This is a genomic window from Neisseria sp. P0016.S008 (assembly GCF_051957775.1).
In the GTDB taxonomy this organism is placed as follows: Bacteria; Pseudomonadota; Gammaproteobacteria; order Burkholderiales; family Neisseriaceae; genus Neisseria; species Neisseria flavescens_B.
Window position 1 is genome coordinate 192,605 of record NZ_JBQCWB010000002.1, and the last position, 23,764, is coordinate 216,368.

Annotated in this window: 26 protein-coding genes; 16 read left to right on the forward strand and 10 right to left on the reverse strand. The window is 48.2% G+C overall.

The genetic code is table 11. The annotated features are described in order from the left end of the window. Positions 1 to 110: 110 nt before the first annotated feature. From nrdG to ACTHS8_RS03155, 3 genes are all read right to left on the reverse strand, one after another. Complete coding sequence (nrdG, locus tag ACTHS8_RS03145) at positions 111 to 620, reverse strand: anaerobic ribonucleoside-triphosphate reductase activating protein (protein WP_254322976.1); 510 nt, start codon at positions 618 to 620, stop codon at positions 111 to 113. 287 nt (positions 621 to 907) lie between these two features. Continuing rightward, positions 908 to 2,050 carry a THUMP domain-containing class I SAM-dependent RNA methyltransferase gene (locus ACTHS8_RS03150; RefSeq protein ID WP_440372949.1) on the reverse strand — a complete coding sequence of 381 codons (1,143 nt, stop codon included), beginning with the start codon at positions 2,048 to 2,050 and terminating at the stop codon, positions 908 to 910. Positions 2,051 to 2,166: 116 nt separating this feature from the next. Then, positions 2,167 to 3,558 (reverse strand): nucleobase:cation symporter-2 family protein, encoded by a 1,392-nt coding sequence (locus ACTHS8_RS03155; protein WP_440372950.1) that lies wholly within the window; start codon positions 3,556 to 3,558, stop codon positions 2,167 to 2,169. A gap of 332 nt (positions 3,559 to 3,890) precedes the next feature. Between ACTHS8_RS03155 and dapA the strand changes: the two genes are divergently transcribed. The 7 genes from dapA (at position 3,891) to ACTHS8_RS03190 (ending at position 9,342) form a co-directional block, all read left to right on the forward strand. After that, positions 3,891 to 4,766: a 4-hydroxy-tetrahydrodipicolinate synthase gene (gene dapA / locus ACTHS8_RS03160; RefSeq protein ID WP_440372951.1), complete on the forward strand. Its 876-nt coding sequence runs from the start codon at positions 3,891 to 3,893 to the stop codon at positions 4,764 to 4,766. Positions 4,767 to 4,847: 81 nt separating this feature from the next. Further along, positions 4,848 to 5,978 (forward strand): outer membrane protein assembly factor BamC, encoded by a 1,131-nt coding sequence (bamC, locus tag ACTHS8_RS03165; protein ID WP_440372952.1) that lies wholly within the window; start codon positions 4,848 to 4,850, stop codon positions 5,976 to 5,978. A gap of 120 nt (positions 5,979 to 6,098) precedes the next feature. Continuing rightward, complete coding sequence (locus ACTHS8_RS03170; RefSeq protein ID WP_003679018.1) at positions 6,099 to 6,329, forward strand: NGO_0222 family membrane protein; 231 nt, start codon at positions 6,099 to 6,101, stop codon at positions 6,327 to 6,329. Positions 6,330 to 6,338: 9 nt separating this feature from the next. After that, positions 6,339 to 6,932, forward strand: a complete 594-nt coding sequence (rdgB, locus tag ACTHS8_RS03175) for an RdgB/HAM1 family non-canonical purine NTP pyrophosphatase (RefSeq protein ID WP_004519772.1) — start codon at positions 6,339 to 6,341, stop codon at positions 6,930 to 6,932. 73 nt (positions 6,933 to 7,005) lie between these two features. Then, on the forward strand, positions 7,006 to 7,344 hold the full coding sequence (locus tag ACTHS8_RS03180; protein WP_440372953.1) for a thioredoxin: 339 nt from the start codon (positions 7,006 to 7,008) through the stop codon (positions 7,342 to 7,344). A gap of 96 nt (positions 7,345 to 7,440) precedes the next feature. Continuing rightward, positions 7,441 to 8,616, forward strand: coding sequence for a radical SAM family heme chaperone HemW (gene hemW / locus ACTHS8_RS03185; RefSeq protein WP_440372954.1), 1,176 nt, complete (start codon positions 7,441 to 7,443; stop codon positions 8,614 to 8,616). A 135-nt stretch (positions 8,617 to 8,751) separates the two neighbouring features. Then, positions 8,752 to 9,342, forward strand: coding sequence for an opacity family porin (locus ACTHS8_RS03190; RefSeq protein ID WP_063075516.1), 591 nt, complete (start codon positions 8,752 to 8,754; stop codon positions 9,340 to 9,342). A gap of 112 nt (positions 9,343 to 9,454) precedes the next feature. Here the strand turns inward: ACTHS8_RS03190 and ACTHS8_RS03195 are convergent, their stop codons facing one another. From ACTHS8_RS03195 to ruvB, 7 genes are all read right to left on the reverse strand, one after another. Beyond that, positions 9,455 to 9,823: a VanZ family protein gene (locus tag ACTHS8_RS03195; RefSeq protein ID WP_440372955.1), complete on the reverse strand. Its 369-nt coding sequence runs from the start codon at positions 9,821 to 9,823 to the stop codon at positions 9,455 to 9,457. After that, positions 9,820 to 10,029 (reverse strand): hypothetical protein, encoded by a 210-nt coding sequence (locus ACTHS8_RS03200; RefSeq protein WP_039862142.1) that lies wholly within the window; start codon positions 10,027 to 10,029, stop codon positions 9,820 to 9,822. The genes ACTHS8_RS03195 and ACTHS8_RS03200 overlap by 4 nt, the downstream gene beginning before the upstream one ends. Before the next feature lie 102 nt (positions 10,030 to 10,131). Continuing rightward, positions 10,132 to 10,710 (reverse strand): aminoacyl-tRNA hydrolase, encoded by a 579-nt coding sequence (pth, locus tag ACTHS8_RS03205; RefSeq protein ID WP_003683307.1) that lies wholly within the window; start codon positions 10,708 to 10,710, stop codon positions 10,132 to 10,134. Between the two features lie 54 nt (positions 10,711 to 10,764). Then, a complete protein-coding gene (locus ACTHS8_RS03210) occupies positions 10,765 to 11,037 on the reverse strand; it encodes an RnfH family protein (protein WP_440372956.1) in 273 nt (90 codons plus the stop codon). Continuing rightward, on the reverse strand, positions 11,030 to 11,461 hold the full coding sequence (locus ACTHS8_RS03215) for a type II toxin-antitoxin system RatA family toxin (RefSeq protein WP_314597127.1): 432 nt from the start codon (positions 11,459 to 11,461) through the stop codon (positions 11,030 to 11,032). Before ACTHS8_RS03215 ends, ACTHS8_RS03210 begins: the two co-directional genes overlap by 8 nt. Positions 11,462 to 11,551: 90 nt before the next feature. Beyond that, complete coding sequence (locus tag ACTHS8_RS03220) at positions 11,552 to 13,459, reverse strand: ATP-binding cassette domain-containing protein (protein WP_440372957.1); 1,908 nt, start codon at positions 13,457 to 13,459, stop codon at positions 11,552 to 11,554. 122 nt (positions 13,460 to 13,581) lie between these two features. After that, positions 13,582 to 14,613, reverse strand: coding sequence for a Holliday junction branch migration DNA helicase RuvB (gene ruvB / locus ACTHS8_RS03225; protein ID WP_039862144.1), 1,032 nt, complete (start codon positions 14,611 to 14,613; stop codon positions 13,582 to 13,584). A 216-nt stretch (positions 14,614 to 14,829) separates the two neighbouring features. Here ruvB and cmk point away from each other — a divergent pair, with 216 nt between their 5' ends. The 9 genes from cmk to ispG all read left to right on the forward strand — a co-directional run bounded on the left by cmk (position 14,830) and on the right by ispG (position 23,746). Then, entirely contained in the window at positions 14,830 to 15,489 is a 660-nt protein-coding gene (gene cmk, locus ACTHS8_RS03230) for a (d)CMP kinase (RefSeq protein ID WP_188209537.1), read from the forward strand. Positions 15,490 to 15,643: 154 nt separating this feature from the next. Then, a complete protein-coding gene (gene rpsA, locus ACTHS8_RS03235; protein ID WP_003678994.1) occupies positions 15,644 to 17,329 on the forward strand; it encodes a 30S ribosomal protein S1 in 1,686 nt (561 codons plus the stop codon). 10 nt (positions 17,330 to 17,339) lie between these two features. Next, the gene (locus tag ACTHS8_RS03240) at positions 17,340 to 17,654 is read left to right on the forward strand and encodes an integration host factor subunit beta (protein ID WP_003678992.1); all 315 of its coding nucleotides are present in this window, start codon (positions 17,340 to 17,342) and stop codon (positions 17,652 to 17,654) included. A 259-nt stretch (positions 17,655 to 17,913) separates the two neighbouring features. Next, complete coding sequence (gene zapE, locus ACTHS8_RS03245) at positions 17,914 to 19,050, forward strand: cell division protein ZapE (RefSeq protein WP_254344594.1); 1,137 nt, start codon at positions 17,914 to 17,916, stop codon at positions 19,048 to 19,050. A gap of 93 nt (positions 19,051 to 19,143) precedes the next feature. Next, entirely contained in the window at positions 19,144 to 19,569 is a 426-nt protein-coding gene (gene ndk / locus ACTHS8_RS03250) for a nucleoside-diphosphate kinase (RefSeq protein ID WP_440372958.1), read from the forward strand. 172 nt (positions 19,570 to 19,741) lie between these two features. Further along, a complete protein-coding gene (gene rlmN / locus ACTHS8_RS03255; protein ID WP_440372959.1) occupies positions 19,742 to 20,830 on the forward strand; it encodes a 23S rRNA (adenine(2503)-C(2))-methyltransferase RlmN in 1,089 nt (362 codons plus the stop codon). Positions 20,831 to 20,838: 8 nt separating this feature from the next. Further along, complete coding sequence (gene pilW, locus ACTHS8_RS03260) at positions 20,839 to 21,594, forward strand: type IV pilus biogenesis/stability protein PilW (RefSeq protein WP_070748823.1); 756 nt, start codon at positions 20,839 to 20,841, stop codon at positions 21,592 to 21,594. Beyond that, positions 21,595 to 22,479, forward strand: coding sequence for a helix-turn-helix domain-containing protein (locus ACTHS8_RS03265; RefSeq protein ID WP_440372960.1), 885 nt, complete (start codon positions 21,595 to 21,597; stop codon positions 22,477 to 22,479). It begins immediately after the preceding gene. Position 22,480: 1 nt separating this feature from the next. Further along, positions 22,481 to 23,746 (forward strand): flavodoxin-dependent (E)-4-hydroxy-3-methylbut-2-enyl-diphosphate synthase, encoded by a 1,266-nt coding sequence (gene ispG / locus ACTHS8_RS03270; protein WP_440372961.1) that lies wholly within the window; start codon positions 22,481 to 22,483, stop codon positions 23,744 to 23,746. The last annotated feature ends 18 nt before the right edge of the window (positions 23,747 to 23,764 follow it).

Genomic DNA, 23,764 nt, shown 5'->3' on the forward strand with positions numbered 1-23,764 from the left:
CTCCTGTATGGTTTGGATGATTTATCAAGCAATGACGGTCAGGCCGTCTGAAACATCGCTGTCAGCGAATACAATAAATTCAATTTAAATCGGTGCAATACAGCACCGGGCTAAATTGAAGCCACTGGAAACACTTTAGGCGCGGGTTTGTCTTTGATAAACAATCGGTTCAACACCTCGCCCGTGCGCAAATCGACAAACTTCTGATTGGTGGTCGGGCTGTCTAAGCCACCCAGCTCCATCTGCCAGCGGCCGGTTTTCAGATACGTCAAATAAGGCAGGATACCGTCTGAAACCGCCTCCAACTCCTCACGCTCCAAGCCGGTGTACAAGCAGGCTTTCAGACCCGCCTGCGTCACGATGCCCAGCATTTTCTGTAAAGCTTCCGGCTGCCATTCCCCGCCCATAAACAACACGCAGCTAATTAATCCGCGATAGCGTTTCAGACGGCCTTTTAAATAATCCTCGGTCAATTCTGTGCCGATACCCTCTTTCCATGTATCGGCACTGTGGCAACCTTTGCAACGCAACGGACAGCCGGAAAACAGAAACGCCAGCGACACTTCGTCCGGCACTTCCTGCCATACAATTTGCTCAATTGTAAATTTCAAGCTGCTCATTGCAATACCACAAAACACAAGATATGGTGCGAATTAAAACACAAGACTACTAGATATGGTATTTTTATTTAACAATGTATTTTACTTATTCAATAAATTTTTATTATTTAACTGATTGTAAATTACTATAATTGGTTCGACTTTAAGCTAATAAAAAGGCCGCCTGAACACGATTCAGACGGCCTGAAATTAAAATAAAAGAAGCAAACTCCGTTATAGCAAAGTCTATCTAAATAAAACAAAAAAGGCCGTCTGAATTATCTTTCAGACGGCCTCAATTTCAGGTTTTAACCCCGATTCGAGCCTTTAACCATATCCATCAAAAACAATCGGCAATCCAAGTTGCCATTAAACAGCGGAATCTTACGCTTCGGAGAAAGGCGCATAAATTTCGGCATATCGCGATCGCCGGTAAACATCCCAACCAGCCAGCCTGAGTAATGCTGTTTCAACCATGTGCCCAGTTGCGGATAAAGTGCCTGTAAAGCCTGAATTTCAGCAAGGCGCACGCCATAAGGCGGATTGGAAATCATAATGCCGCATTCGCCGTTCGGCCGCGCGGCTTGCGCATCTTGCACGTCAAAGCGGATGAAATTATCTACTTCGGCGGCTTGGGCATTGGCCAATGCAGCACGGATCATATAACGGTCGTTGTCGCTGCCGGAAATTGGCGCGGCGGCCGGTTTGATTTGTTTTTCAGCTTCACGGCGCAGGGCTTGCCATTTTTCTTTATCGAAGTTTTGCAGTTTTTCAAAACCGAAACGGCGCATCAAGCCCGGCGCACGGTGTGTCGCAATCCATGCAGCCTCAATGGCAATCGTGCCGCTGCCGCAAAACGAGTCTTGGAAAGGTTGCGTACCGTCGTAGCCAGCCAAAAGCAGCAAACCCGCCGCCAAGTTCTCTCTCAATGGCGCTTCGCCGGTATCCTGACGATAGCCGCGTTTGAAGAGTGCTTCGCCGGAAGTATCGATAAAGATTTCCACATTGCGCTCATCGATAAAGGCATGAATGCGGATATCGGAGTTGATTTTGCCCACGCTCGGACGCGCATTATAAATATCGCGGAAGGCATCGCAGACGGCATCTTTGATTTTCAAACCGACAAAATCCAAGCTTTTCACATTGGCGCGCTTGCCTTCGACTTTGACTTTGAAGGTCTGCTCCAGCTTAAACCAACCTGTCCAATGCAGATTTCGTGCCAGTTTGTAGATATCTTGTTCATTGCGATAACCGCCTTTGGTCAAACGCAACAAAACACGGCTGGCAACGCGCGAATGCAGGTTGATGCGATACACCTGCTCCATCGTGCCTTTACATGCCACACCGCCGTCAACAGCGCGGATATCCTGACATGCCATGTTTTCGAGTTCTTGCGTCAAAGGCGCTTCCAAACCGCGAGGACAAGTGATAAAAAGTGAATAAACCGTCATATAAAACCTTTCCGGGTAGAGCTATCCGAACCACTCGGATAACAAATAAAAACAATATTATAGCCGAAAAACCAAAGGCCGTCTGAAACTTCAGACGGCCTTTGAATAAAGCTTGCTTAGTGATCCAAACTGTCGGTTTCAACCTTAACCGCTTTATCGGTTTTATCTTCCGGCAAAACCAAGTTCAACAATACCGCCATAATACCGCCGGCAGAAATTGAGTTTTGGAACAATACCGGCAGGTTTTTGAACACTTCCGGCTCAAATGCCACGCCCAAACCCAAACCGACAGAAGTTGCCGCGATGACTGCTTCACGACGGCGAATACCGTGGCTGACCAAAATCCGCACGCCTGCAATCGCAATCAGGCCAAACATCAACACCATCGCACCACCCAAAACCGGACTCGGAATCGTGGTAAACGCGCGGCCGATGATAGGGAACAAGCCCAACAATACCAAAATCGCTGCAATATATTTGCCCACATGGCGCGAAGCCACGCCGGTCATTTGAATCACGCCGTTGTTTTGCGCAAAAGTAGTCAAAGGCAAAGAGCCCAACGCCGTCGCAATCACAGACACTAAACCATCCGCCAATACGCCGCCGCGCAGGCGTTTGGTGTATTCCTCACCCTCAATCGGCTGCTCGGAGACCATCGCAGTCGCCGTCAAGTCGCCTACCGCTTCAAATACGCTCAACAAGAAAATCGCACCAGCAACGATAAACGCGTGCCAATCAAATGCAAAGCCATATTTAAACGGAACAGGCAGGGTAATCAGCGGCAGATTTTGCAGGGCGGAAAAATCTACTTTGCCCAAAAACAGCGCAACAATATAACCAACAATCAAACCCACCGCGATGCCGCTCATACGCAGCAATGGATTTTTCAAGCAGTTGAAAACCAATACAATCAGCAATACCAGCGATGCCAAACCCAAATTTTCCATCGAGCCGAACGTGCCGTCTGCTTTCGCACCGAAGCCGCCGCCGAAATCGGTAATGCCGACATGCACTAAGCTCAGGCCAATCAGCATCACGACCACGCCGCTTACAGTCGGCGTAATCACTTTTTTCAAATAAGGCAAAAGCCAAGCGGAGAAGCACACCAAAAACGCGCCGACAAAGGACACGCCCAAAAGCGTTGAAATCATCACATCTTTAGTCAAACCGCCCTCTTTCATGCCGGTACCGAGTGCAATCATCACGGTAACAAAAGAGAAGTTGACCGACTGAATCGACAACATGCCCGAACCGACCGGCCCGAAACGGTTGACCTGCAAATAAGTGCCGACACCGGAAGCCACCATCGCCATCGACACCAAATAAGCCGTCATTTCAACCGGCAGCTCCAACGCCCCGCCGACTATCAGTGCCGGAGTAATCATCGGGACAAAAATCGCCAGAAGGTGCGTAACTGCACTCAACAACGCATTCCCAAACGGCGGCTTATCTTCCAAACCATAAACCAAATCAAGCGATTCCGCCTGTTTCTCAGTCATTCCGGCCATGTTGAACCTTCTCTCAAAAATCGTTAAAAAATATTAAGATGCGTATTTTAACCAATTTGAAATGTATCAGCAAATTCAAATCAGGCCGTCTGAAAGTTCCGCCCAACCGTTTTCAGACGGCCTCAAACCGCCTTAACACATTTTAATTCTTGACATCACTTCCCTATCTCAAAACAAACAAACCAATGATTTAAAAATGTATTATTCATTAAGATACTGACAAGTCGCCATTAAACAGTAAAGCCGTTTAGCGGATATGTTTCACACAAACAACAAAGTAAGCTACAATCCACTGCATAATTCACCCACACCGTAAAATTAAAGGTTTCCGTATGTTAAAAGGCAGTCTGGTTGCCCTGATTACTCCGATGAATCAAGACGGCAGCATCAACTACGAACAACTTCACGACTTAATCGACTGGCACATTGAAAACGGCACCGACGGCATCGTTGCAGTCGGCACCACCGGCGAGTCAGCCACCCTGCCTGTCGAAGAACATTTGGCCGTTATTGAAGCTACTGTCAAACACGTCAACAAGCGCGTTCCCGTTATCGCCGGCACAGGCGCCAACAACACTGTCGAAGCCATCGCCCTTTCCAAAGCCGCCGAGCAAGCCGGTGCGGACTACACCTTATCTGTTGTTCCCTACTACAACAAACCTTCGCAAGAAGGCATTTACCAGCATTTCAAAGCCATCGCCGAAGCCACTTCGATTCCGATGGTTATCTATAATGTTCCCGGCCGTACCGTCGTCAGCATGAGCAACGACACTATTTTGCGTTTGGCCGAGATTCCGAATATCGTCGGCGTGAAAGAAGCCAGCGGCAATATCGGCAAGAACATCGAATTGATCAACAGCGTTCCTGAAGGTTTTGCCGTTTTATCCGGTGATGACCCTACCGGCCTGCCTTTCATGCTGTGTGGCGGTCATGGCGTGGTAACCGTCGCAGCCAACGTTGCACCGAAACTCTTTGCCGACATGTGCCGAGCCGCCCTTGAGGGCGATATTGCGACCGCCCGTCGTCTAAACGAGCAACTTATCCCAATTTATAACACCATGTTCTGCGAGCCCAGCCCAGCCGCGCCCAAATGGGGCCTGAGCTTATTGGGCAAATGCGAACCCCATGTTCGTCTGCCTTTGGTAGCACTGACCGAAGCCGGTCAAGCCAAAGTCCGAGCCGCTCTGGAAAAATCAGGACAAATCTGATCCGGAAATAAGGCCGTCTGAATCCCAAACACCCTTTTCAGACAGCCTCCCTGTTAAGAACTTCATCCACAGGAAAACAAGATGACCTATATCAAACCCATCGTAGTAGCCCTCGCCCTGATTAGCATGACTGCCTGTTCCGGCAGCAAAAAAGAACAACCCAAACTCGACTATCAAAGTCAATCACACCGCCTGGTCAAATTGGAAGTACCACCTGATTTGAACAACCCGGACCAAGGCAACCTCTATCAATTACCGGCAGGCAGCGGAGCCGTCCGCGCCAGCGACTTCAACAAACGCCGCACGCAGGCCGTACAACAACCTGCCAATGCAGAAGTTTTGAAATCCGTTAAAGGCGTACGCCTTGAGCGTGACGGCAACCAACGCTGGTTGGTTGTCGATGGCAAATCGCCTCGCGAAATTTGGCCGTTGCTGAAAGTGTTCTGGCAAGAAAACGGTTTCGACATCAAATCCGAAGAACCGGCCATCGGCCAAATGGAAACCGAGTGGGCGGAAAACCGAGCCAAAATCCCTCAAGACAGCCTGCGCCGCCTGTTGGATAAAGTCGGCTTGGGCGGCATCTACTCCACCAGCGAACGCGACAAATTCATCATCCGCATCGAACAAGGCAAAAACGGTTCGACTGACATTTTCTTCGCCCATAAAGGCATGAAAGAAGTTTATGCCGACCGTAAAAAAGACACCACCATGTGGCAGCCAAGCGAGAGCGACTCTAACCTCGAAGCCGCATTCCTCGCCCGCTTTATGCAATACTTGGGCGTTGACGGCCAACAAGCCGAACAGGCACTGACCCAAAGCGTTGCCGCCCGCAGCAATGCCTCCGAGTTGGCCCGTTTGGACAACGGCACCCTGCTACTGGCAGGCGATTACGGTCGCAACTGGCGCCGTACCGCCCTTGCGCTTGACCGCATCGGCCTGACTGTTATCGGTCAAAATGCCGAACGCCGCGCTTTCTTGGTTCAACAAGCGCCAACCGAAAGCGAAGCAGTTGCCAATAAAAAACCCGGCCTGTTCAAACGCGTATTTGGCAAAGGCAAAGCAGAAGCGCCAAAAACTTATCCTGAAATCATCGTCTATGTTGAGCCAATCAACAATGGCGCACGCCTTCATCTGTTGAACAAAGACGGCAGCCCATACAAAGGCAGCGATGCCTCCACATTGTTGAGCCGCCTGCACACAGAATTGCGTTAATCCGTTATTCAACTCAAGGCCGTCTGAAATATTCAGACGGCCTTTTTAACGAATCCGGTATGGTTTCAAATTCTCAATCTGACGTTATAATCAAAACATTTTCCCCTTATCCAAGCTGCCATGACCCGACAAAAAGCCTATCTGCTCCTAACCGCCCTATTTACCCTGATGTTTATCGTCCTAATTCTGTTGGGCGCTTATCTTCTGAGTATTCACAGCAAACAATTCGCCGTTGCCGCCTTTCTGTTTGCCTTTGCCGCCGTTTTTGCCCAAATCGGCAGCCTCGCCCTTTACATCCGCCACAAAGCACGCGCACAAATGGCCCGTATGCAGCAAACCGAAAACCATTAAGGAAAAACCATGTTTGAAAAAATCGTCCTTGCCAGTGGCAACGCAGGCAAACTCAAAGAATTTTCCCGCCTTTTTGCCGACTTAAACATCGAAGTCCTGCCGCAATCGCAGTTCAATACGCCCGAATGCCCCGAGCCGTACCATACCTTTGTTGAAAATGCCCTGGCTAAAGCACGTCATGCCGCCAAATACAGCGGCTTACCGGCACTTGCCGACGACTCCGGCATCTGCACCAACGCCTTAAACGGCGCACCCGGCATTTTCTCCGCACGTTATGCAGGCGAAAACCCCAAATCCGATGCCGCAAACAACGCCAAACTGTCTGCCGATCTTGCCGATAAAGACGACAAAAGCTGCTACTACGTCTGCGTACTCGTACTCGTCCGCCACGAAAACGACCCGCAACCCATCATCGCCGAAGGCATCTGGCGCGGCCAATGGCAGGCCGAAGCAGCCGGCACAAACGGCTTCGGCTACGACCCGCATTTCTATCTGGCCGAACACGGTTGCACCGCCGCCGAGCTTGACCCTGAAATCAAAAATGCCGAAAGCCACCGCGCTCAAGCATTGCGTGAATTGTTAAGAAAAATTGAATCCTTATAGACCAAAGGCCGTCTGAAACCTTCAGACGGCCTACCTCACATACATTCCCATGCCCAAGCCCACACCTGAAGAATTGGCAGCCTTTGCAAAACACGTTGCTGCCTTCATCCCAACCACGCCTGACGAACTTCTGCAACTCATTGACAGTCAAGAAACTGCTATCGTCTTTTTAGGCAAACCAAGCTGTTCATACTGTCGCCGTTTTGTTGCAAAACTGCTTACCGTTTCCTTAAACAAGCAGCTTACCATCCGCTTTACAGACAGCAGCAACAAAGCGGCTTTAAAGACTTTTCGTGAACAACACGGCATCAAAACTGTTCCCGCATTACTCAACATCTCACAAGGCAAAATAAAATTTGTCTGCAATTCCAAATTATCAGAAGAAGAAATTGAAGCTTTTTTGAGCGCTTAGATTGCGCAAATTTCCTACTGATTACTTTCCCGGCCGACATTTCAGTTAAAATAAGGCCCTAAAAATTTCAGACGGCCTCAAGCCTCAACACATATCATGACCCAAATCACCTTCCAACGCCCCGGCCAGCTAACCGCCCTGCCTCCTTTATCACTCTATATCCATATTCCTTGGTGCATCAAAAAATGCCCGTATTGCGACTTCAATTCCCACAGCCTGAAAAACGGCCTGCCGGAAGAAGCCTATATCGATGCCCTATTAACCGACCTGCAGCTTGAATTGCCGAATATTTGGGGCAGACCGGTGGAAACTATATTCTTCGGCGGCGGTACACCCAGCCTGTTTCAAGCGAAATCGATTGACCGTTTGTTAAGCGGCGTGCGTTCGCTGTTGCGTTTGCAGCCGGAAGCGGAAATTACTTTGGAAGCCAATCCGGGCACATTTGAAATTGAGAAGTTTCAAGGATTTAAAGACGCAGGCATTACGCGCCTGTCTATCGGCGTACAAAGTTTTAACGACGATATGCTGACTCGATTGGGACGCGTTCACAACGGCAAAGAAGCCCTGACAGCCATTGATACTGCCTTGAAATTATTTGAAAAAGTCAATATCGATTTGATGTACGCCCTGCCAAACCAAACGGTTCAGACGGCCTCAAACGATGTGCAAACCGCTATTGCAACAGGCGTATCGCATATCAGCGCATATCATCTGACCATGGAGCCGAACACGCCTTTTGGTCATACGCCGCCAAAAGGTTTGCCGCAAGATGAAGCAGCATTGGATATTGAAGATGCCGTACACGGCGCATTAGAAAGCGCAGGCTTTATCCACTACGAAACATCGGCTTTTGCAAAACCTGGCATGCAGTGCCGCCATAATTTGAACTACTGGCAGTTCGGCGATTACTTAGGCATAGGAGCAGGCGCGCACGGCAAAATTTCCTATCCCGACCGTATCGAGCGAACTGTCCGCCGTCGCCATCCCAACGACTATCTTGCCGCCATGCTGAGCAATCCGCATGAAGCAGTCGAACGCAAAACCGTTGCTGCCGAAGACCTTCCATTCGAGTTCATGATGAACGCCCTACGCCTGACCGACGGCGTACCTGCTTCAATGCTGCAGGAACGTACCGGCGTACCCACTGCAAAAATCATGGCACAAATCGAAACCGCCAGACAAAAAGGCCTGCTTGAATCAGACCCGACCGTGTTCCGCCCGACCGAACAAGGCCGTTTGTTTTTAAACGACTTGTTACAGTGTTTTTTATAAGTGCTTTTTTACAACAGTTAAAACATTTTTAGATTTGCTTAATTTACGACAAGAAAATACAATCAGAATAATTGTTGGGAACGACCAACCCCAGCGATTATTCACTACTCCTAATCCTACATTAAGGACAAAACAATGAAAAAAGTTCTGGTAACACTGATTGCTCTTTCCCTGCCTACATTCGCATTGGCTGATGCAAACAGAGGTGTTTATGTTCAGGCAGATGCCGGTTATGCTTCTGTTAACTTAAAAGACAACTCTGGTAGTGCTACATTCGACGAAAAAGCTAAAGGCTTTAGCCCACGTTTGTCTGTAGGTTATGACTTTGGCGATTTCCGTCTTGGTGCTGATTACACTCACTACAAATCTTTGGAAGAAAACTTCTCAAAAGGCTCTTTCCATTCAAAAAATAAAGCTAAATTTCAAAGTGTTGGCGTTTCAGCAATCTATGACTTCAATACAAATACACCCGTTAAGCCTTATGTCGGTGCCCGTTTAGGCATCAACCGCGTATCAGCTGATTTTACTGATACAGCTCCAGGTTACTACTACGAAGCAAACTATCGTAAAACTAAAACCGGTATTGGTGCAATGGCTGGCGTAAGCTACGAAATTACTCCTAATGTTGACTTGGATGCTGGTTACAGATACAACTACTGGGGTAAATTTGAAGAAACCAAATTACAATCCCACGAAGTATCTGCTGGTGTGCGTGTAACCTTCTAATGTTTGAATCCTTGGCATGAAACAACGATTGCCTCATGCATCAAGTAACGAAAGGCCGTCTGAAACCTATTTCTCAGGATTTCAGACGGCCTTTTAACTTCTTTAAGTATATCTAACTTTTTGCTGTTTTTACTTTTTCTGCAAACCACAGCGCCACAGCCGTACCTGCCATATCGGCAATGCCGTCCGCGATCGAACCTTGGCGCGTAGTAGTCAGAAATGCCTGAGCCAACTCACTGCCTATTGCAAACAATAAAGCGGCAAGCAGAATGCCTTTATAGGGAATATTCCTATTGTCTTGAATAAATATTTTTGCGCACAGCCATGCCTGACCGAAGAAAAGTCCGAAATGACCGACTTTATCAAAATGGGGAAATGGTGGAGCGCTATTGCCACCTTCTTTGAAAAGTAAGGCATAAATGGCGGCCACAAACCAGATAAAGGCAGCGGCAGTAAATTTGTTTAATGGTAAGGCTTTCATTTATCGGCCTCTTCATCCAACCATGTTTGGCAGATGTCTGCCAAGCGGACAAATTTCCCACCCCGTGCCTTCAAAATATCACGCCATTGTGCCACTTCTTCTGCATCCGGGGCATCTTCAATACTGCATTCATAAAGGCAGAAGTCTAATGTTTCGCCAACAATGCCCGGGGCTTCGGTTTGCATAAGGCTGGTCAGTTCGTTCATATTTACTGTTTCTTTGATTGGATTATCGCTATTCAGGCGCACTACTTGTTTTCAGGCCGTCTGAACATGATGTGCAAGGTTACCCGTTTGATTTGGGTACGCTTACTTACTGTGTAAAAAACGTGTTGCCTCTTCCCATTCGCCATTCAATACGGCCGGCAATCCTTGCAGGGATTTGGCGATGGAGTCATCAATTTGCTGTCTGTGTTCTGCCGACGGTTTATTCAACACATAACCGACAACCAGATTACGGTCACCAGGATGATCAATACCCAAGCGCAGGCGGTAGAAATTAGGCGTACCCAAACGAGCCTGAATGTCTTTGAGGCCGTTGTGTCCGCCGTTGCCGCCGCCAAGTTTGAATTTGATACGGCCGCATGGAATATCCAGCTCGTCATGAACCACCAAGATTTCCTCCGGCTTGATTTTGTAAAACTGAGCCAAAGCGGCAACAGCCTGACCGGAGCGGTTCATAAAGGTCATGGGTTTGAGCAGCCAAACATCACCATCAGGCGTAGTGGCGCGCGCTACTTCGCCGTAAAATTTCTTTTCGTCTTTAAAATTGACTTTCCATTTCCACGCCAGCTCATCCAACAGCCAAAAGCCGACATTGTGGCGCGTTTGTTCGTATTCTTGGCCTGGATTGCCCAAACCGACGATTAATTTAATTTTCAAGCTCATTACTGTTCTTTCAGTTTGACAGGCCGTCTGAAAAAGTTTCAGACGGCCTTTGATTTATTCTTGCCCGGCGCGTTTACGTCTCGCTTCTTTAGGATCAATCAACAATGGACGATAAACCTCAATCCGATCGCCATCGCGCAACATAGTCTCGTCTTTCACTGCCTTGCCGAAAATACCCAAAGGCGCTTGCTGTAAATCCAACTCTGGGAACTCTACCTCCAAACCGCTTTTCAAGGCAGCTTCTCGTACGGTTGTACCTTCGGCAACGGTCATGCTCTTCAACACTTGCCTATCGGCCAGTCCGTAAACAATTTCAATTTCAAGCATAGCGGTGGTCGGCCTCTTTAATAAAAGCATCCACCAGCGTACCGGCGAGATGGCCGAACACTGGGGAAATCATGGCAGAGAGTACGGCATTTGAGAAATCGTATTCTAATCTGAATTCGACTTTGCACATATCATCGCCCAAATCGATAAATTTCCAAGTGCCGCGCAGGGTTTTAAACGGCCCTTCGAGCAAATCCATGCGGATTTCCTGCCCCGGGATATTGTGGTTGTGCGTCGCAAACGACTGCTTGACGCGCATATAGTCCATAAACAGGCGCGCTTTTAGCTCATTGCCTTTGCGTTCGATGACTTCGGTCTTACTGTACCACGGCAAAAATTTTGGATAGTCCTCAACTTTGTCCACCAGCTCAAACATTTCCTTAGCGCTATGCAGCACCAATACGTTTTTCTCGACTTTTTTCATGTTGGTTGTAGACCTTGTTTTTGAATATTCGGGGTTCAGACGGCATGATTTAGAAAAATACCTGCCCTACTTTGGGACAAAATTCCCAATTTAAACCGCTTCGCCATTTTGTTTCGCTTCCAGCCATTCCCAGCGTTCCAGCTTTTCCAAAAGTGACATCTCGATTTCTTCAGCTCTGCTTTGCAGTGCACCTGCTTTTTCATAATCTTTGAAAATTTCAGGATCGGAAAGCTGGGTATTGATTTCAGCCTGTTCGGTTTCCAAAGCGGCGATTTCATCAGGCAGGACATCGAGTTCACGCTGTTCTTTATAGGAAAGTTTGACCGTACGGTTGGCTTTGGGTTTGACTTTCTCAGGCTCAGCAACCGCTTTAGGCGCCGAGGCCGTCTGAATTTTATCTTCCCGCGATTTTGCGTCGATATAGTCCTGATAGCCGCCGATGTATTCTTTCAGACGGCCTTGTCCTTCGAAAACAATGCTTTGGGTAATCACGTTATCAAGGAACATACGGTCGTGCGAGACGAGGAATACCGTGCCTTGGTAATCGCGCAGCAGGTCTTCGAGCAGCTCTTGGGTGTCGATGTCCAAGTCGTTGGTCGGTTCGTCCAAAACCAGGATATTGGCAGGACGGGTAAAGAGTTTTGCAAGCAGAAGGCGGTTACGTTCGCCGCCGGACAGCGATGAGACGGGGCTTTGCGCACGGGCAGGATGGAACAGGAAATCTTCCAGATAGCTCATGACGTGTTTTTTCTTGCCGCCGATTTCAACGTAATCATTGCCCTGTCCGAGCGTGTAAAACACGGTGTCATTTTCATTCAACGCGCTGCGGAACTGGTCAAAATAGGCAACTTCCTGCTTACTGCCAATACGGATTCTGCCGTAGGTCGGCTGCAATTCGCCCAAAATCAGCTTGAGGAAAGTAGTTTTGCCGATGCCGTTTGGACCGATTAAGCCGATTTTGTCTCCGCGCTGCAAAATGGCGGAGAATTTGTCCATGATGACTTTGTCGCCATAGGCAAACGAAGCATGTTCCAATTCGGCGATGATTTTGCCGCTTTTTTCGCCGCTATCGAGCTTAAAGTTGACCTGCCCTTGTACATTGCGGCGTTCGGCGCGCTGGCGGCGCAGCTCTTCCAAACGGCGCACGCGGCCTTCGTTGCGGGTACGGCGCGCTTCGATGCCTTTGCGTATCCATGCTTCTTCCTGTGCATGGAATTTGTCAAACAGGCGGTTATGTTCCGCCTCGACTGCCAACTCTTGCGCTTTTTTCTCGCTGTATTTGGAGAACGAGCCGGGATAGGAGCGCAGAATGCCGCGGTCGAGTTCGACGATGCGCGTGGCGATATTATCCAAAAAACGGCGGTCGTGGGTAATCACAACCAGGCTGCCTTCAAAAGCTTTGAGCAGGTTTTCCAGCCAGATAATCGCGTCGATGTCCAAATGGTTGGTCGGTTCATCCAGCAGCAATACGTCAGGCTTTTGCACCCAAGCCTGCGCCAAAGCGACACGCTTTTTCTGACCGCCGGAGAGGTTGCCGATTTTTTCGTTTTCCGGCAAACCAAGTTCCCCCAAAGTCTGCTTGACTGCCGCATCCAGTTTCCAGCCGTCCTTCGCTTCGATTTCAAGTTGCAATTCGTTGAGCTCTTTCAACAAAGCCTCACTCGAACCATTTTCCAACTCATGGCTGACATGATGATAACGGCGCAATAAATCGCGAATTTCGCCCAAACCTTCGGCAACGGTATCAAATACGGTTGCGTCCTTATCAAAAAAAGATTCCTGCGATACATAAACGATTTTGAGGTTGTTTTGAACAATAATCTGCCCGTCATCGAGCTTTTGTACACCAGCGAGGATTTTTAAAAACGAAGACTTACCCGCACCATTACGACCGATTAAACCGATTTTCTCGCCGCTGTCGAGTTGAAAAGAAGTTTTGTCGAGCAAGGCGACGTGGCCGACGGCAAAAGAAGCATTTTCTACGGATAAGATATTCATGGGGAAACTTCAAAAAAGAAAAGGGAGACATTTTAACCGATTATCGGCAGATATTTGCCGACAATCATATGAAATTGAAAGTATCAGGCCGTCTGAAAGCGGTTTTCAGACGGCCTTCATCATTATTCTTGAACCTTCAAACCAAAATGCAGATAGGCTCTTTCGGTTGCTACGCGTCCGCGCGGTGTACGCTGCAAAAAGCCCTGCTGAATCAGATATGGTTCAATCACATCTTCGATGGTATCGGTTGATTCACCAATCGCAGCAGCCACGTTTTCCAAACCCACAGGACCGCCGCTGAACTTGTGCAGAATCGCCTCAAGGAATTTCCTATCCATCACATCCAAACCTTGCCCGTCCACATCCAGCATACTCAAGGCAGCATCGGCAATTTCCGCATCAATGACACCGTTGTTTTTCACATCGGCATAATCGCGTACACGTCGCAAAAGGCGGTTGGCAATACGCGGCGTACCGCGGCTGCGCTTGGCCACTTCCATCGCGCCCTCGTCGCCCATATCCAACTGCAACAACTGGGCAGAACGGGCAACAATAGTCGCCAAATCTTTGTTTTGATAAAACTCTAATCGGGATACGATACCGAAACGGTCGCGCAAAGGATTGGTCAGCATACCGGCACGGGTCGTCGCACCTACCAATGTAAACGGCGGCAAATCAATTTTGACCGAACGCGCGGCCGGCCCTTCGCCTATCATAATGTCCAACTGATAATCTTCAAGCGCAGGATAAAGGATTTCTTCAACCACAGGGCTTAAACGGTGGATTTCATCGATAAACAGCACATCATGCGGCTCGAGATTGGTCAACAAGGCTGCAAGGTCGCCGGCACGTTCCAAAACTGGGCCGCTGGTTTGGCGCAAATTAACGCCTAACTCTTTGGCTATAATGTGCGCCAAAGTAGTTTTGCCCAAACCCGGAGGGCCAAACAGCAAAGTGTGGTCAAGCGCTTCGCCACGTTTTTTCGCCGCCTGAATAAAAATAGCCAACTGCTCTTTTGCCTTATCCTGCCCGATATAGTCGTCTAAAGTTTTCGGACGTAAAGCGCGTTCAAGCAATTCTTCCTGAGCTGAAATATTTTGAGCAGTGATAATGCGCTGAGGTTGTGCAGAAGTAAGATTATCAGTTTGTAACATAATGTTTCTAAATTCTAAGACCGTTCCCGACCCGTTATTTCAGACGGCCCGAACAATCAGATAAAGCGGTTAAATTATGGTTTTGGCCATTATACCCGATAAGGCCGAGCCGCTTTCCCCTCAAATCTGAATCACACAAAAATTTTCGTTTTCAGACGGCCAAAGCAACGTATAATAAACGGTTAATTCAAATACCTATCGCATTCAGGAGAACACATGAGCCTCAAGCAAAAAGTTATCGCCATCGACGGCCCCAGCGCATCCGGCAAAGGGACGGTTGCCTCACGCGTAGCCGAAGCCTTGGGTTTTCTTTACCTAGACTCCGGTGCGCTTTACCGTCTGACCGCGCTTTACGCACAAAAACAAAATGTTGCCTGGTCAGATGAAGACGCCGTCAGCACACTGGCAGAAACTTTGCCCGCACAATTTGAAGGTAGCGCCGTATTATTAAACGGCGAAGATGTATCCGAGCAAATCCGTACCGAAGCAATCGGCATGGGCGCATCTGCTGTCGCGCAGTTGCCTAAAGTGCGTGCCGCCCTTTTGCAGCGCCAACGCGACTTCCTGACCGAAAAAGGTTTGGTCGCCGACGGCCGCGATATCGGCTCGGTTATTTTCCCTGATGCCGCATTAAAAATTTTCCTGACCGCGAGTGCCAATGTCCGCGCCCAACGTCGTGCTAAGCAACTCGGTATCCCATGCGAAGGCGTTGCATTCGAGCGCATTTTGTCGGACATTGAAGCGCGCGACGAAGCAGACCGTCGCCGCCCTGTTGCTCCGTTGAAACAGCTGCCCGACGCCCTGCTTTTAGATACTGATAACCTTTCTATCGAAGAAGCTGTAAAAAAAGTGCTTGATTGGTATCATAAAGTTTAAAATTTGGAGTATAATCGCGAAGTTTTCATTTCAGACGGCCTGTTAACCCTCTAACAAGGCCGTCTGAAAACATTTCCCAACCTGCCGCGCCAAGGACGGCAGGTCATTTCAAACCTAACCCGCACCCCTTGGCGGTGTACCGAAAAGAGTATATATGACTATGGAAAATTTTGCCCAGCTGCTGGAAGAAAGCTTTACCCTGCAAGAGATGAACCCAGGTGAAGTGATTACTGCCGAAGTAGTCGGCATTGATCAAAACTTCGTTACCGTTAACGCAGGTCTGAAATCAGAATCTCTGATTGATGTTGCTGAATTCAAAAACGCTCAGGGCGAGATTGAAGTTAAAGTTGGCGATTTCGTTACCGTTACCATCGAATCTGTTGAAAACGGCTTCGGCGAAACCAAACTGTCCCGCGAAAAAGCCAAACGCGCTGCCGACTGGATCGCTTTGGAAGAAGCTATGGAAAACGGCGACATCCTGTCCGGCGTTATCAATGGCAAAGTCAAAGGCGGTCTGACTGTTATGATCAACAGCATCCGCGCATTCCTGCCGGGTTCTTTGGTTGACGTACGTCCTGTAAAAGACACTTCTCACTTCGAAGGCAAAGAAATTGAATTCAAAGTGATCAAACTGGACAAAAAACGCAACAACGTTGTTGTGTCCCGCCGCGCTGTTCTGGAAGCTACTTTGGGCGAAGAACGCAAAGCCTTGCTGGAAAACCTGCAAGAAGGTTCAGTTATCAAAGGTATCGTTAAAAACATCACCGATTACGGTGCGTTCGTTGACTTGGGCGGCATCGATGGTCTGTTGCACATCACCGACTTAGCATGGCGCCGTGTGAAACACCCAAGCGAAGTTTTGGAAGTTGGTCAAGAAGTAGAAGCCAAAGTCCTGAAATTCGACCAAGACAAACAACGTGTTTCTCTGGGTATGAAACAACTGGGCGAAGATCCTTGGAGCGGCCTGACCCGTCGTTACCCACAAGGTACCCGCCTGTTCGGTAAAGTATCCAACCTGACCGACTACGGTGCATTCGTTGAAATCGAACAAGGCATCGAAGGCTTGGTACACGTTTCCGAAATGGATTGGACCAACAAAAACGTACACCCAAGCAAAGTTGTTCAACTGGGTGACGAAGTTGAAGTCATGATCCTGGAAATCGACGAAGACCGCCGCCGTATCTCTTTGGGTATGAAACAATGCCAAGCTAACCCTTGGGAAGAGTTTGCCGCCAACCACAACAAAGGCGACAAAATCTCCGGCGCAGTTAAATCTATCACCGACTTCGGCGTATTCGTAGGCCTGCCTGGCGGCATCGACGGCCTGGTTCACTTATCCGACCTGTCTTGGACTGAAGCCGGCGAAGAAGCTGTACGCAAATACAAAAAAGGCGAAGAAGTTGAAGCCGTTGTATTGGCCATCGACGTTGAAAAAGAACGTATCTCTTTGGGTATCAAACAACTTGAAGGTGATCCGTTCGGCAACTTCATCAGCGTAAACGACAAAGGTTCTTTGGTTAAAGGTTCTGTGAAATCTGTTGACGCCAAAGGTGCCGTAGTTGCTCTGTCTGAAGAAGTTGAAGGCTACCTGCCTGCTTCTGAATTCGCCGCTGACCGCGTTGAAGACCTGACTACCAAACTGAAAGAAGGCGACGAAGTTGAAGCCGTTATCGTTACCGTTGACCGTAAAAACCGCAGCATCCGTCTGTCTGTTAAAGCGAAAGACGCTAAAGAAAACCGCGAAGCGCTGAATTCAGTTAACGCCGCTGCAACTGCCAATGCCGGTACTACCAGCTTGGGCGACTTGCTGAAAGCCAAACTGTCCGGCGACCAAGAATAAGGTTGCAGACATGACGAAGTCTGAATTGATGGTTCGCCTTGCAGAAGTGTTTGCCGAAAAAAATGGCAACCAACTGCTGGCTAAAGATGTCGAATACAGTGTAAAAGTCTTGGTTGATACCATGACCCGCTCACTGGCTCGTGGACAACGTATCGAAATCCGCGGCTTCGGCAGCTTCGACTTGAACCACCGCCCTGCCCGTATCGGGCGCAACCCTAAAACCGGCGAACGTGTGGAAGTGCCTGAAAAACATGTTCCCCACTTCAAACCGGGTAAAGAGTTGCGTGAGCGTGTAGACTTGGCATTGCAAGAAAGTGCTCATTAATACTTAGTAGCAAAACGCCGCAGAAATGCGGCGTTTTTTGTTTTTTCAAAAAATACTAAAGCCAGCCCTTTTTACTTGCACTTTAATCGCACACTTTTCCAACTATATTGACAACAAAGCCTTTGCAAAAAACGCAGGCCGTCTGAAATCATTTATAATAGACCGACCATTCCGTAATGAGAACATCATTCCGACTACTGTCCAAATTATTGCGGAAGATGTTTCGACTATCGCCAGCAAAACATAATAAAGGTTATACATGAGCAATAGAGACCAACTATTTACGCCACCGCCATTTGAAAACCACAGCCCATTGACTTGGTATCAGGCCGCCGCCGAACAACCCAACTTCATCCGTGACGAAGCACAAGCACGAGCCATTGAGTATTTGGATCGCTTATGGACCGAGCTGATGATGTTCAAACGCAAACGCAACCGTTTTCTCGGCCGCAGCCTGCGTTCCCCTCAAGTACCTAAAGGACTCTATTTTTATGGCGGCGTAGGACGCGGTAAAAGTTTCCTGATGGACGCTTTTTTTGGCTGCCTCCCTTATCGCCGTAAGCGCCGCGTGCATTTCCATGCCTTTATGGCCGAAATTCATCAACGGCTGAAAGCTTTAAAGAGCGAAGCAAATCCTTTAAAAGCCGTTGCAGCAGAAATTGCCAAAGAAACACGCGTATTATGCTTTGATGAATTTCACGTCAGCGACATTGCCGATGCAATGATTTTAGGCCGTTTGTTGGAAAACCTGCTGAGCGAAGGTGTTGTTTTGGTGGCTACTTCCAACTACGCTCCATCCGAACTCTATCCTCAAGGCCAAAACCGCAGCAGCTTTCTGCCAACCATCGCCCTTATCGAATCTAACCTGACCGTTTTAAATGTAGATGGCGGCGAAGATTACCGATTGCGCACATTACGCCCTGCCGAAATTTTCTTTGTACCCAATAATGAAGAAAACGAGCAAAAATTGGCTGCTTTATTTAAAGAAATGAGTGGAATCTCTGAATTAAACCCGGGAATCAGCATTATTCATGGACGGGAAATTCCTCATAAAGCCCAGTCGGAACGCGCTATCTGGTTTGATTTCCGTGCATTATGTTTCGGTCCGCGCTCACAAGCCGACTATCTTTATTTGGCCGAACATTACGAGATGGTTTTTCTATCAGGATTGGAACGCCTGACCCCTCAAGAAAAAGCAGAAGCACGCCGTCTGACATGGTTAATTGACGTTTTATACGATTTCCGCGTGAAATTGTGCGCTACCAGTGCTGTTGGCGTAAACGATATTTACGTCGAAGGCGATTTCGCCGAAGAATTTACCCGTACAGCCAGCCGTATGATCGAAATGCAATCCGAAGTCTATTTGGAACAACCACACCTGACTTTAAGCAAATAATGCCTGTCCCAAAAAGGGGGAAATTTGGTAAAATACACTCCCCTTGCCTTTGGGTTACGACAACTTACCTTTCAATAAAAACAAGGACATAATATGGCCATCGAACGTACGATTTCCATCATCAAACCCGATGCGGTAGAAAAAAACGTCATCGGCAAGATTTACAGCCGCTTTGAAGAAAACGGCCTGCGCATTATTGCGGCAAAAATGAAACAGCTGTCTGAGCGCGAAGCAAAAGAGTTTTATGCCGTACATAAAGACCGCCCTTTTTACGAAGACTTAGTTAAATTCATGACACGCAATCCCGTCATGATTCAAGTATTGGAAGGTGAAAACGCCGTTGCTAAAAATCGTGAATTGATGGGCGCAACCAATCCGGCTGATGCCGCTCCAGGCACAATCCGCGCCGACTTTGCAGAATCTGTCAGCGTCAATGCTGTGCACGGTTCTGACAGCGTGGAAAACGCTGCGATTGAAATCGCCTACTTCTTCAGCCAAAGCGAAATCTGCCCAAGATAAAAGCAAAAAGCCTGTAGCCGCTTTACGGCCGTCCGATTCCATATCGGACGGCAAAACTGCTTTGTATGCCCTGCAAATGACAGGCCGTCTGAAACCCCCTAAAGGCTTTTAAAGCAAAGCTGACCGATAAGCCTCTTTACTTTAAAAGCTTTATTGAGAAACATAAAAATACATGAAAACCAATCTACTGAATTACGATTTAAACGGACTGACGCAACACTTTGCCGAAATGGGTGAAAAACCTTTCCGCGCCAAGCAAGTCATGCGTTGGATGCATCAAGCCGGTGCACAAAACTTTGAAGAAATGACTGACTTGGCCAAATCATTGCGCGCCAAGCTGAATGAACAAGCCACAATTGAAGTGCCTAAATTAATGATGACACAAGAATCTACGGATGGCACACGCAAATGGTTGCTGGATGTCGGCACGGGCAATGGTGTAGAAACCGTCTTCATTCCCGAAGCCGAACGCGGCACTTTATGCATCTCTTCCCAGGTAGGTTGCGCATTGGAATGCACTTTCTGCTCTACCGGACGACAAGGTTTCAACCGCAACCTGACCGCCGCCGAAATTATCGGCCAGCTTTGGTGGGCCAATAAAGCCATGGGCGTTACCCCTAAAAATGAACGCGTTATCTCCAACGTGGTGATGATGGGTATGGGCGAACCCATGGCAAACTTTGATAATGTTGTTACCGCTTTGAGCATTATGCTGGATGATCACGGCTATGGCTTGAGCCGCCGCCGCGTGACCGTTTCCACTTCGGGCATGGTTCCGCAAATGGACAGACTGCGCGACGCTATGCCTGTTGCTTTAGCCGTATCTTTACACGCCTCCAACGACGAAGTGCGCGATCAAATCGTTCCGCTGAATAAGAAATATCCGTTGAAAGAATTAATGGCGGCCTGTCAACGCTATCTGGTCAAAGCCCCCCGTGACTTTATTACCTTTGAATACGTTATGCTCGACGGCATCAACGACAAGGCCCAACACGCGCGCGAATTGATTGAATTGGTTAAAGACGTACCGTGCAAATTCAATCTGATTCCGTTCAACCCTTTCCCAAATTCCGGCTACGAACGTTCTACCAACGAGAATATCCGTGTCTTCCGCGATATTCTACAACAAGCCGGCTTTGTCGTTACTGTCCGCAAAACCCGCGGCGACGACATTGACGCTGCTTGCGGACAATTGGCCGGACAAGTACAAGATAAAACACGCCGCCAACAAAAATGGCAACAGATTTTGGTCGAACAATAAGGTTAATTATGAAAATCAAGTTCGGATTCGCTTTACTTACCGCACTGACTCTTTCAGCCTGCGCTTCCTCTTCCGGCCCAAGCCCTAAAGAACGTGCCATTCAAGTTTCTAATATCAAAACCCAACTGGCTGTGGAATATATGCGTGGCCAAAACTACCGCCAAGCTACTGAAAGTATCGAAGAGGCGCTTAAGTTCAATTCAAAAAATGACCTTGCTTGGTTGGTACGCGCCGAGATTTATCAGTATTTGAAGGTCAAAGACAAAGCTCAGGAAAGCTTTCTTAAAGCATTGTCTTTAAAACCTGATAGCGCGGAAGTCAACAACAACTACGGTTGGTTCTTGTGCAATCAAATGAATGCACCAGCAGAATCTTTAGCTTATTTTGACAAAGCACTGGCCGACCCAACCTACCCAAGCCCCTTTATTGCCAATATGAATAAAGGCATTTGCAGCGCAAGGTTAGGCCAATACTCTTTAGCCCAAGCCTATTTGGAAAGGTCTTTGGCAGCGAATCCGCAATTCTTCCCTGCTTTCAAAGAACTTGCCCGAACCAAAATGATGGCAGGCAATCTGAACGATGCCGACTATTATTTCCGCCAATACCAAAGCAAAGTTGATGTCCTGCAGGCTGACGATTTGCTTTTAGGCTGGCGTTTGGCTACCGCCTTGGGCAATAAACACGCTGCATACGAATACGAAGCCCAACTTAGGGCAAACTTCCCCTATTCAGACGAACTACAAACTGTCACAACAGGCCACTAAATGGAAAATAACGATAAAATCAACTACGACACACAAGCCGCCAAAACATTGGGGGATGAATTACGCAAACACAGAACTGATGCCAAAATCGATATTCAAGATGTTGCTTCACGTTTGAAACTGTCTGCCGAACAAATTGATGCTTTGGAAAAAGGGGAATATTCAGGTTTTCCCGGTTTAGTCTTTGTTTCAGGCTATCTGCGTTCATATGCACGATTTCTGAAAATCGACGAACAAACCATCGCCAAACATTTGCTCTCCATTACTCCGCAACTTGAAGACCATGTATACGCGGTAACACGCAGCACCAACGTCGGCTTAAGCTATCAAGACACTGAAAAGCAAGGTTTCCCAAAATGGATATTGGGGATAGCCGCACTGGCTTTGGCTGTAGGCGGCGTTTACTTTTGGCAAAGCAAATCCAGTTTTGAAAACGAACAGGCAAATATTCAAAACAGCAAAGATGTTGCTGATACGATGAAAACGCCTGCCTTAAAAACGGATAATGTTGCCGTTAGCGAAATGACGGAAGACGGCAAAAAAGAAATCACCAATAAGCCTGAAGTGACTAATGATCAAGCTGCCTCAGCAGCTTCCGCCGTCGTACAAGAAGAGAAGCCTGCCGTCAAAGTTGAGAAAGACGAACTTTGGATTAAAGTTCAATACCGAAGCAATCTGATCATTACAGACAAAGATGGAAAAGTAGTATTCAGCCGTATCGTTCCGGCCGGAAGCGAACAACGTCTGAGAGGCGGCGCGCCTTACAATGTTTGGATCGGTATTGCAGCCGGCTCGGAAGCCAATTACGGCGGCACACCTATCGAACCTTTGAAATACCGTGTTGCCGGTGAAAAATCCGCCTCTTTTGTTGCAGGAAAAAACTAAAATGACCACACCTAAACGCCGTCAGACACATCAAGTCAAAATTGACCACCTCATTATCGGCTCCGATGCACCCGTTCTTGTTCAATCCATGACCAATACGGATACGGCAGATGCCGCAGCAACTGCCAAACAGGTCAAAGAATTGAGCGATGCCGGCTCTGAAATGGTCCGCATCACGGTCAATACTCCTGAAGCGGCTTCCAAAGTAGCCGAAATCCGCAGCCGCTTAGACGATATGGGCTACACCACTCCCCTGATTGGTGATTTCCATTTTAATGGCGAACGCTTATTGGCTGAATTTCCTGAGTGCGGCAAAGCCTTGGCCAAATATCGGATTAATCCGGGCAATGTCGGTAAAGGCGCAAAAGGCGATGAAAAATTTGCCTTTATGATCCGTACTGCCGCAGAAAACAATAAAGCCGTACGCATCGGTGTAAACTGGGGTTCGCTTGATCAAAGCCTTGCCAAGCGCATGATGGATGCTAACCTAGCTTCTGCCACACCGAAACCGCCTGAAGAAATCATGAAAGAGGCTTTGATTGTTTCTGCGCTGGAATCGGCAGAAAAAGCTGTGGCTTTGGGCTTGCCTGAAGACAAAATTATTTTGTCGTGCAAGGTCAGCGCCGTACAAGACTTGATTCAGGTTTACCGCGAATTAGGTAGCCGTTGCCGTTACCCGCTCCATCTCGGTCTGACTGAGGCAGGCATGGGCAGCAAGGGCATTGTGGCTTCCACCGCAGCTTTGTCCGTATTGTTGCAAGAAGGCATCGGCGACACCATTCGAATTTCCCTAACGCCCGAACCCGGCTCCCCACGTACACAAGAAGTCATTGTCGGTCAGGAAATCCTGCAAACCATGGGCTTGCGCTCCTTTACGCCAATGGTTACAGCCTGCCCGGGTTGCGGCCGTACCACCAGTACCGTATTCCAAGAGTTGGCTCAAGACGTACAAAATTATTTACGCCAAAAAATGGCTGTTTGGCGCACTGAATATCCAGGCGTTGAATCATTGAACGTCGCTGTAATGGGTTGCGTGGTAAATGGTCCGGGCGAAAGCAAGCTTGCCGATATCGGTATCAGCCTGCCAGGTACAGGCGAAACTCCGGTTGCGCCGGTTTATGTAGACGGCGAACGGAAAGTTACCCTCAAAGGCGACAATATCGCTGCTGAGTTTTTACAAATCGTTGAAGATTATGTCAAAACCAACTACTGCGAGGGTGGCGCAAAACGTAAGCAAAACCGCATTATTCCGATTCAATCTGCCTAAAACATTTTCAAGATTAAG

What these genes read in the sequence shown, in the direction of transcription:
- rlmN (WP_440372959.1), top strand. Translation starts at nt 19,742, where the DNA reads ATGAAAACCAATCTACTGAATTACGATTTAAACGGACTGACGCAACAC.
- hemW (WP_440372954.1), top strand. Translation starts at nt 7,441, where the DNA reads ATGACCCAAATCACCTTCCAACGCCCCGGCCAGCTAACCGCCCTGCCT.
- ACTHS8_RS03170 (WP_003679018.1), top strand. Translation starts at nt 6,099, where the DNA reads ATGACCCGACAAAAAGCCTATCTGCTCCTAACCGCCCTATTTACCCTG.
- nrdG (WP_254322976.1), bottom strand. Translation starts at nt 620, where the DNA reads ATGAGCAGCTTGAAATTTACAATTGAGCAAATTGTATGGCAGGAAGTG.
- ACTHS8_RS03200 (WP_039862142.1), bottom strand. Translation starts at nt 10,029, where the DNA reads ATGAACGAACTGACCAGCCTTATGCAAACCGAAGCCCCGGGCATTGTT.
- ACTHS8_RS03265 (WP_440372960.1), top strand. Translation starts at nt 21,595, where the DNA reads ATGGAAAATAACGATAAAATCAACTACGACACACAAGCCGCCAAAACA.
- rpsA (WP_003678994.1), top strand. Translation starts at nt 15,644, where the DNA reads ATGACTATGGAAAATTTTGCCCAGCTGCTGGAAGAAAGCTTTACCCTG.
- ruvB (WP_039862144.1), bottom strand. Translation starts at nt 14,613, where the DNA reads ATGTTACAAACTGATAATCTTACTTCTGCACAACCTCAGCGCATTATC.
- ACTHS8_RS03190 (WP_063075516.1), top strand. Translation starts at nt 8,752, where the DNA reads ATGAAAAAAGTTCTGGTAACACTGATTGCTCTTTCCCTGCCTACATTC.
- zapE (WP_254344594.1), top strand. Translation starts at nt 17,914, where the DNA reads ATGAGCAATAGAGACCAACTATTTACGCCACCGCCATTTGAAAACCAC.
- ACTHS8_RS03155 (WP_440372950.1), bottom strand. Translation starts at nt 3,558, where the DNA reads ATGGCCGGAATGACTGAGAAACAGGCGGAATCGCTTGATTTGGTTTAT.
- pilW (WP_070748823.1), top strand. Translation starts at nt 20,839, where the DNA reads ATGAAAATCAAGTTCGGATTCGCTTTACTTACCGCACTGACTCTTTCA.
- ndk (WP_440372958.1), top strand. Translation starts at nt 19,144, where the DNA reads ATGGCCATCGAACGTACGATTTCCATCATCAAACCCGATGCGGTAGAA.
- ACTHS8_RS03210 (WP_440372956.1), bottom strand. Translation starts at nt 11,037, where the DNA reads ATGCTTGAAATTGAAATTGTTTACGGACTGGCCGATAGGCAAGTGTTG.
- ACTHS8_RS03240 (WP_003678992.1), top strand. Translation starts at nt 17,340, where the DNA reads ATGACGAAGTCTGAATTGATGGTTCGCCTTGCAGAAGTGTTTGCCGAA.
- rdgB (WP_004519772.1), top strand. Translation starts at nt 6,339, where the DNA reads ATGTTTGAAAAAATCGTCCTTGCCAGTGGCAACGCAGGCAAACTCAAA.
- ACTHS8_RS03220 (WP_440372957.1), bottom strand. Translation starts at nt 13,459, where the DNA reads ATGAATATCTTATCCGTAGAAAATGCTTCTTTTGCCGTCGGCCACGTC.
- cmk (WP_188209537.1), top strand. Translation starts at nt 14,830, where the DNA reads ATGAGCCTCAAGCAAAAAGTTATCGCCATCGACGGCCCCAGCGCATCC.
- pth (WP_003683307.1), bottom strand. Translation starts at nt 10,710, where the DNA reads ATGAGCTTGAAAATTAAATTAATCGTCGGTTTGGGCAATCCAGGCCAA.
- ACTHS8_RS03215 (WP_314597127.1), bottom strand. Translation starts at nt 11,461, where the DNA reads ATGAAAAAAGTCGAGAAAAACGTATTGGTGCTGCATAGCGCTAAGGAA.
- ACTHS8_RS03150 (WP_440372949.1), bottom strand. Translation starts at nt 2,050, where the DNA reads ATGACGGTTTATTCACTTTTTATCACTTGTCCTCGCGGTTTGGAAGCG.
- dapA (WP_440372951.1), top strand. Translation starts at nt 3,891, where the DNA reads ATGTTAAAAGGCAGTCTGGTTGCCCTGATTACTCCGATGAATCAAGAC.
- ACTHS8_RS03195 (WP_440372955.1), bottom strand. Translation starts at nt 9,823, where the DNA reads ATGAAAGCCTTACCATTAAACAAATTTACTGCCGCTGCCTTTATCTGG.
- bamC (WP_440372952.1), top strand. Translation starts at nt 4,848, where the DNA reads ATGACCTATATCAAACCCATCGTAGTAGCCCTCGCCCTGATTAGCATG.
- ispG (WP_440372961.1), top strand. Translation starts at nt 22,481, where the DNA reads ATGACCACACCTAAACGCCGTCAGACACATCAAGTCAAAATTGACCAC.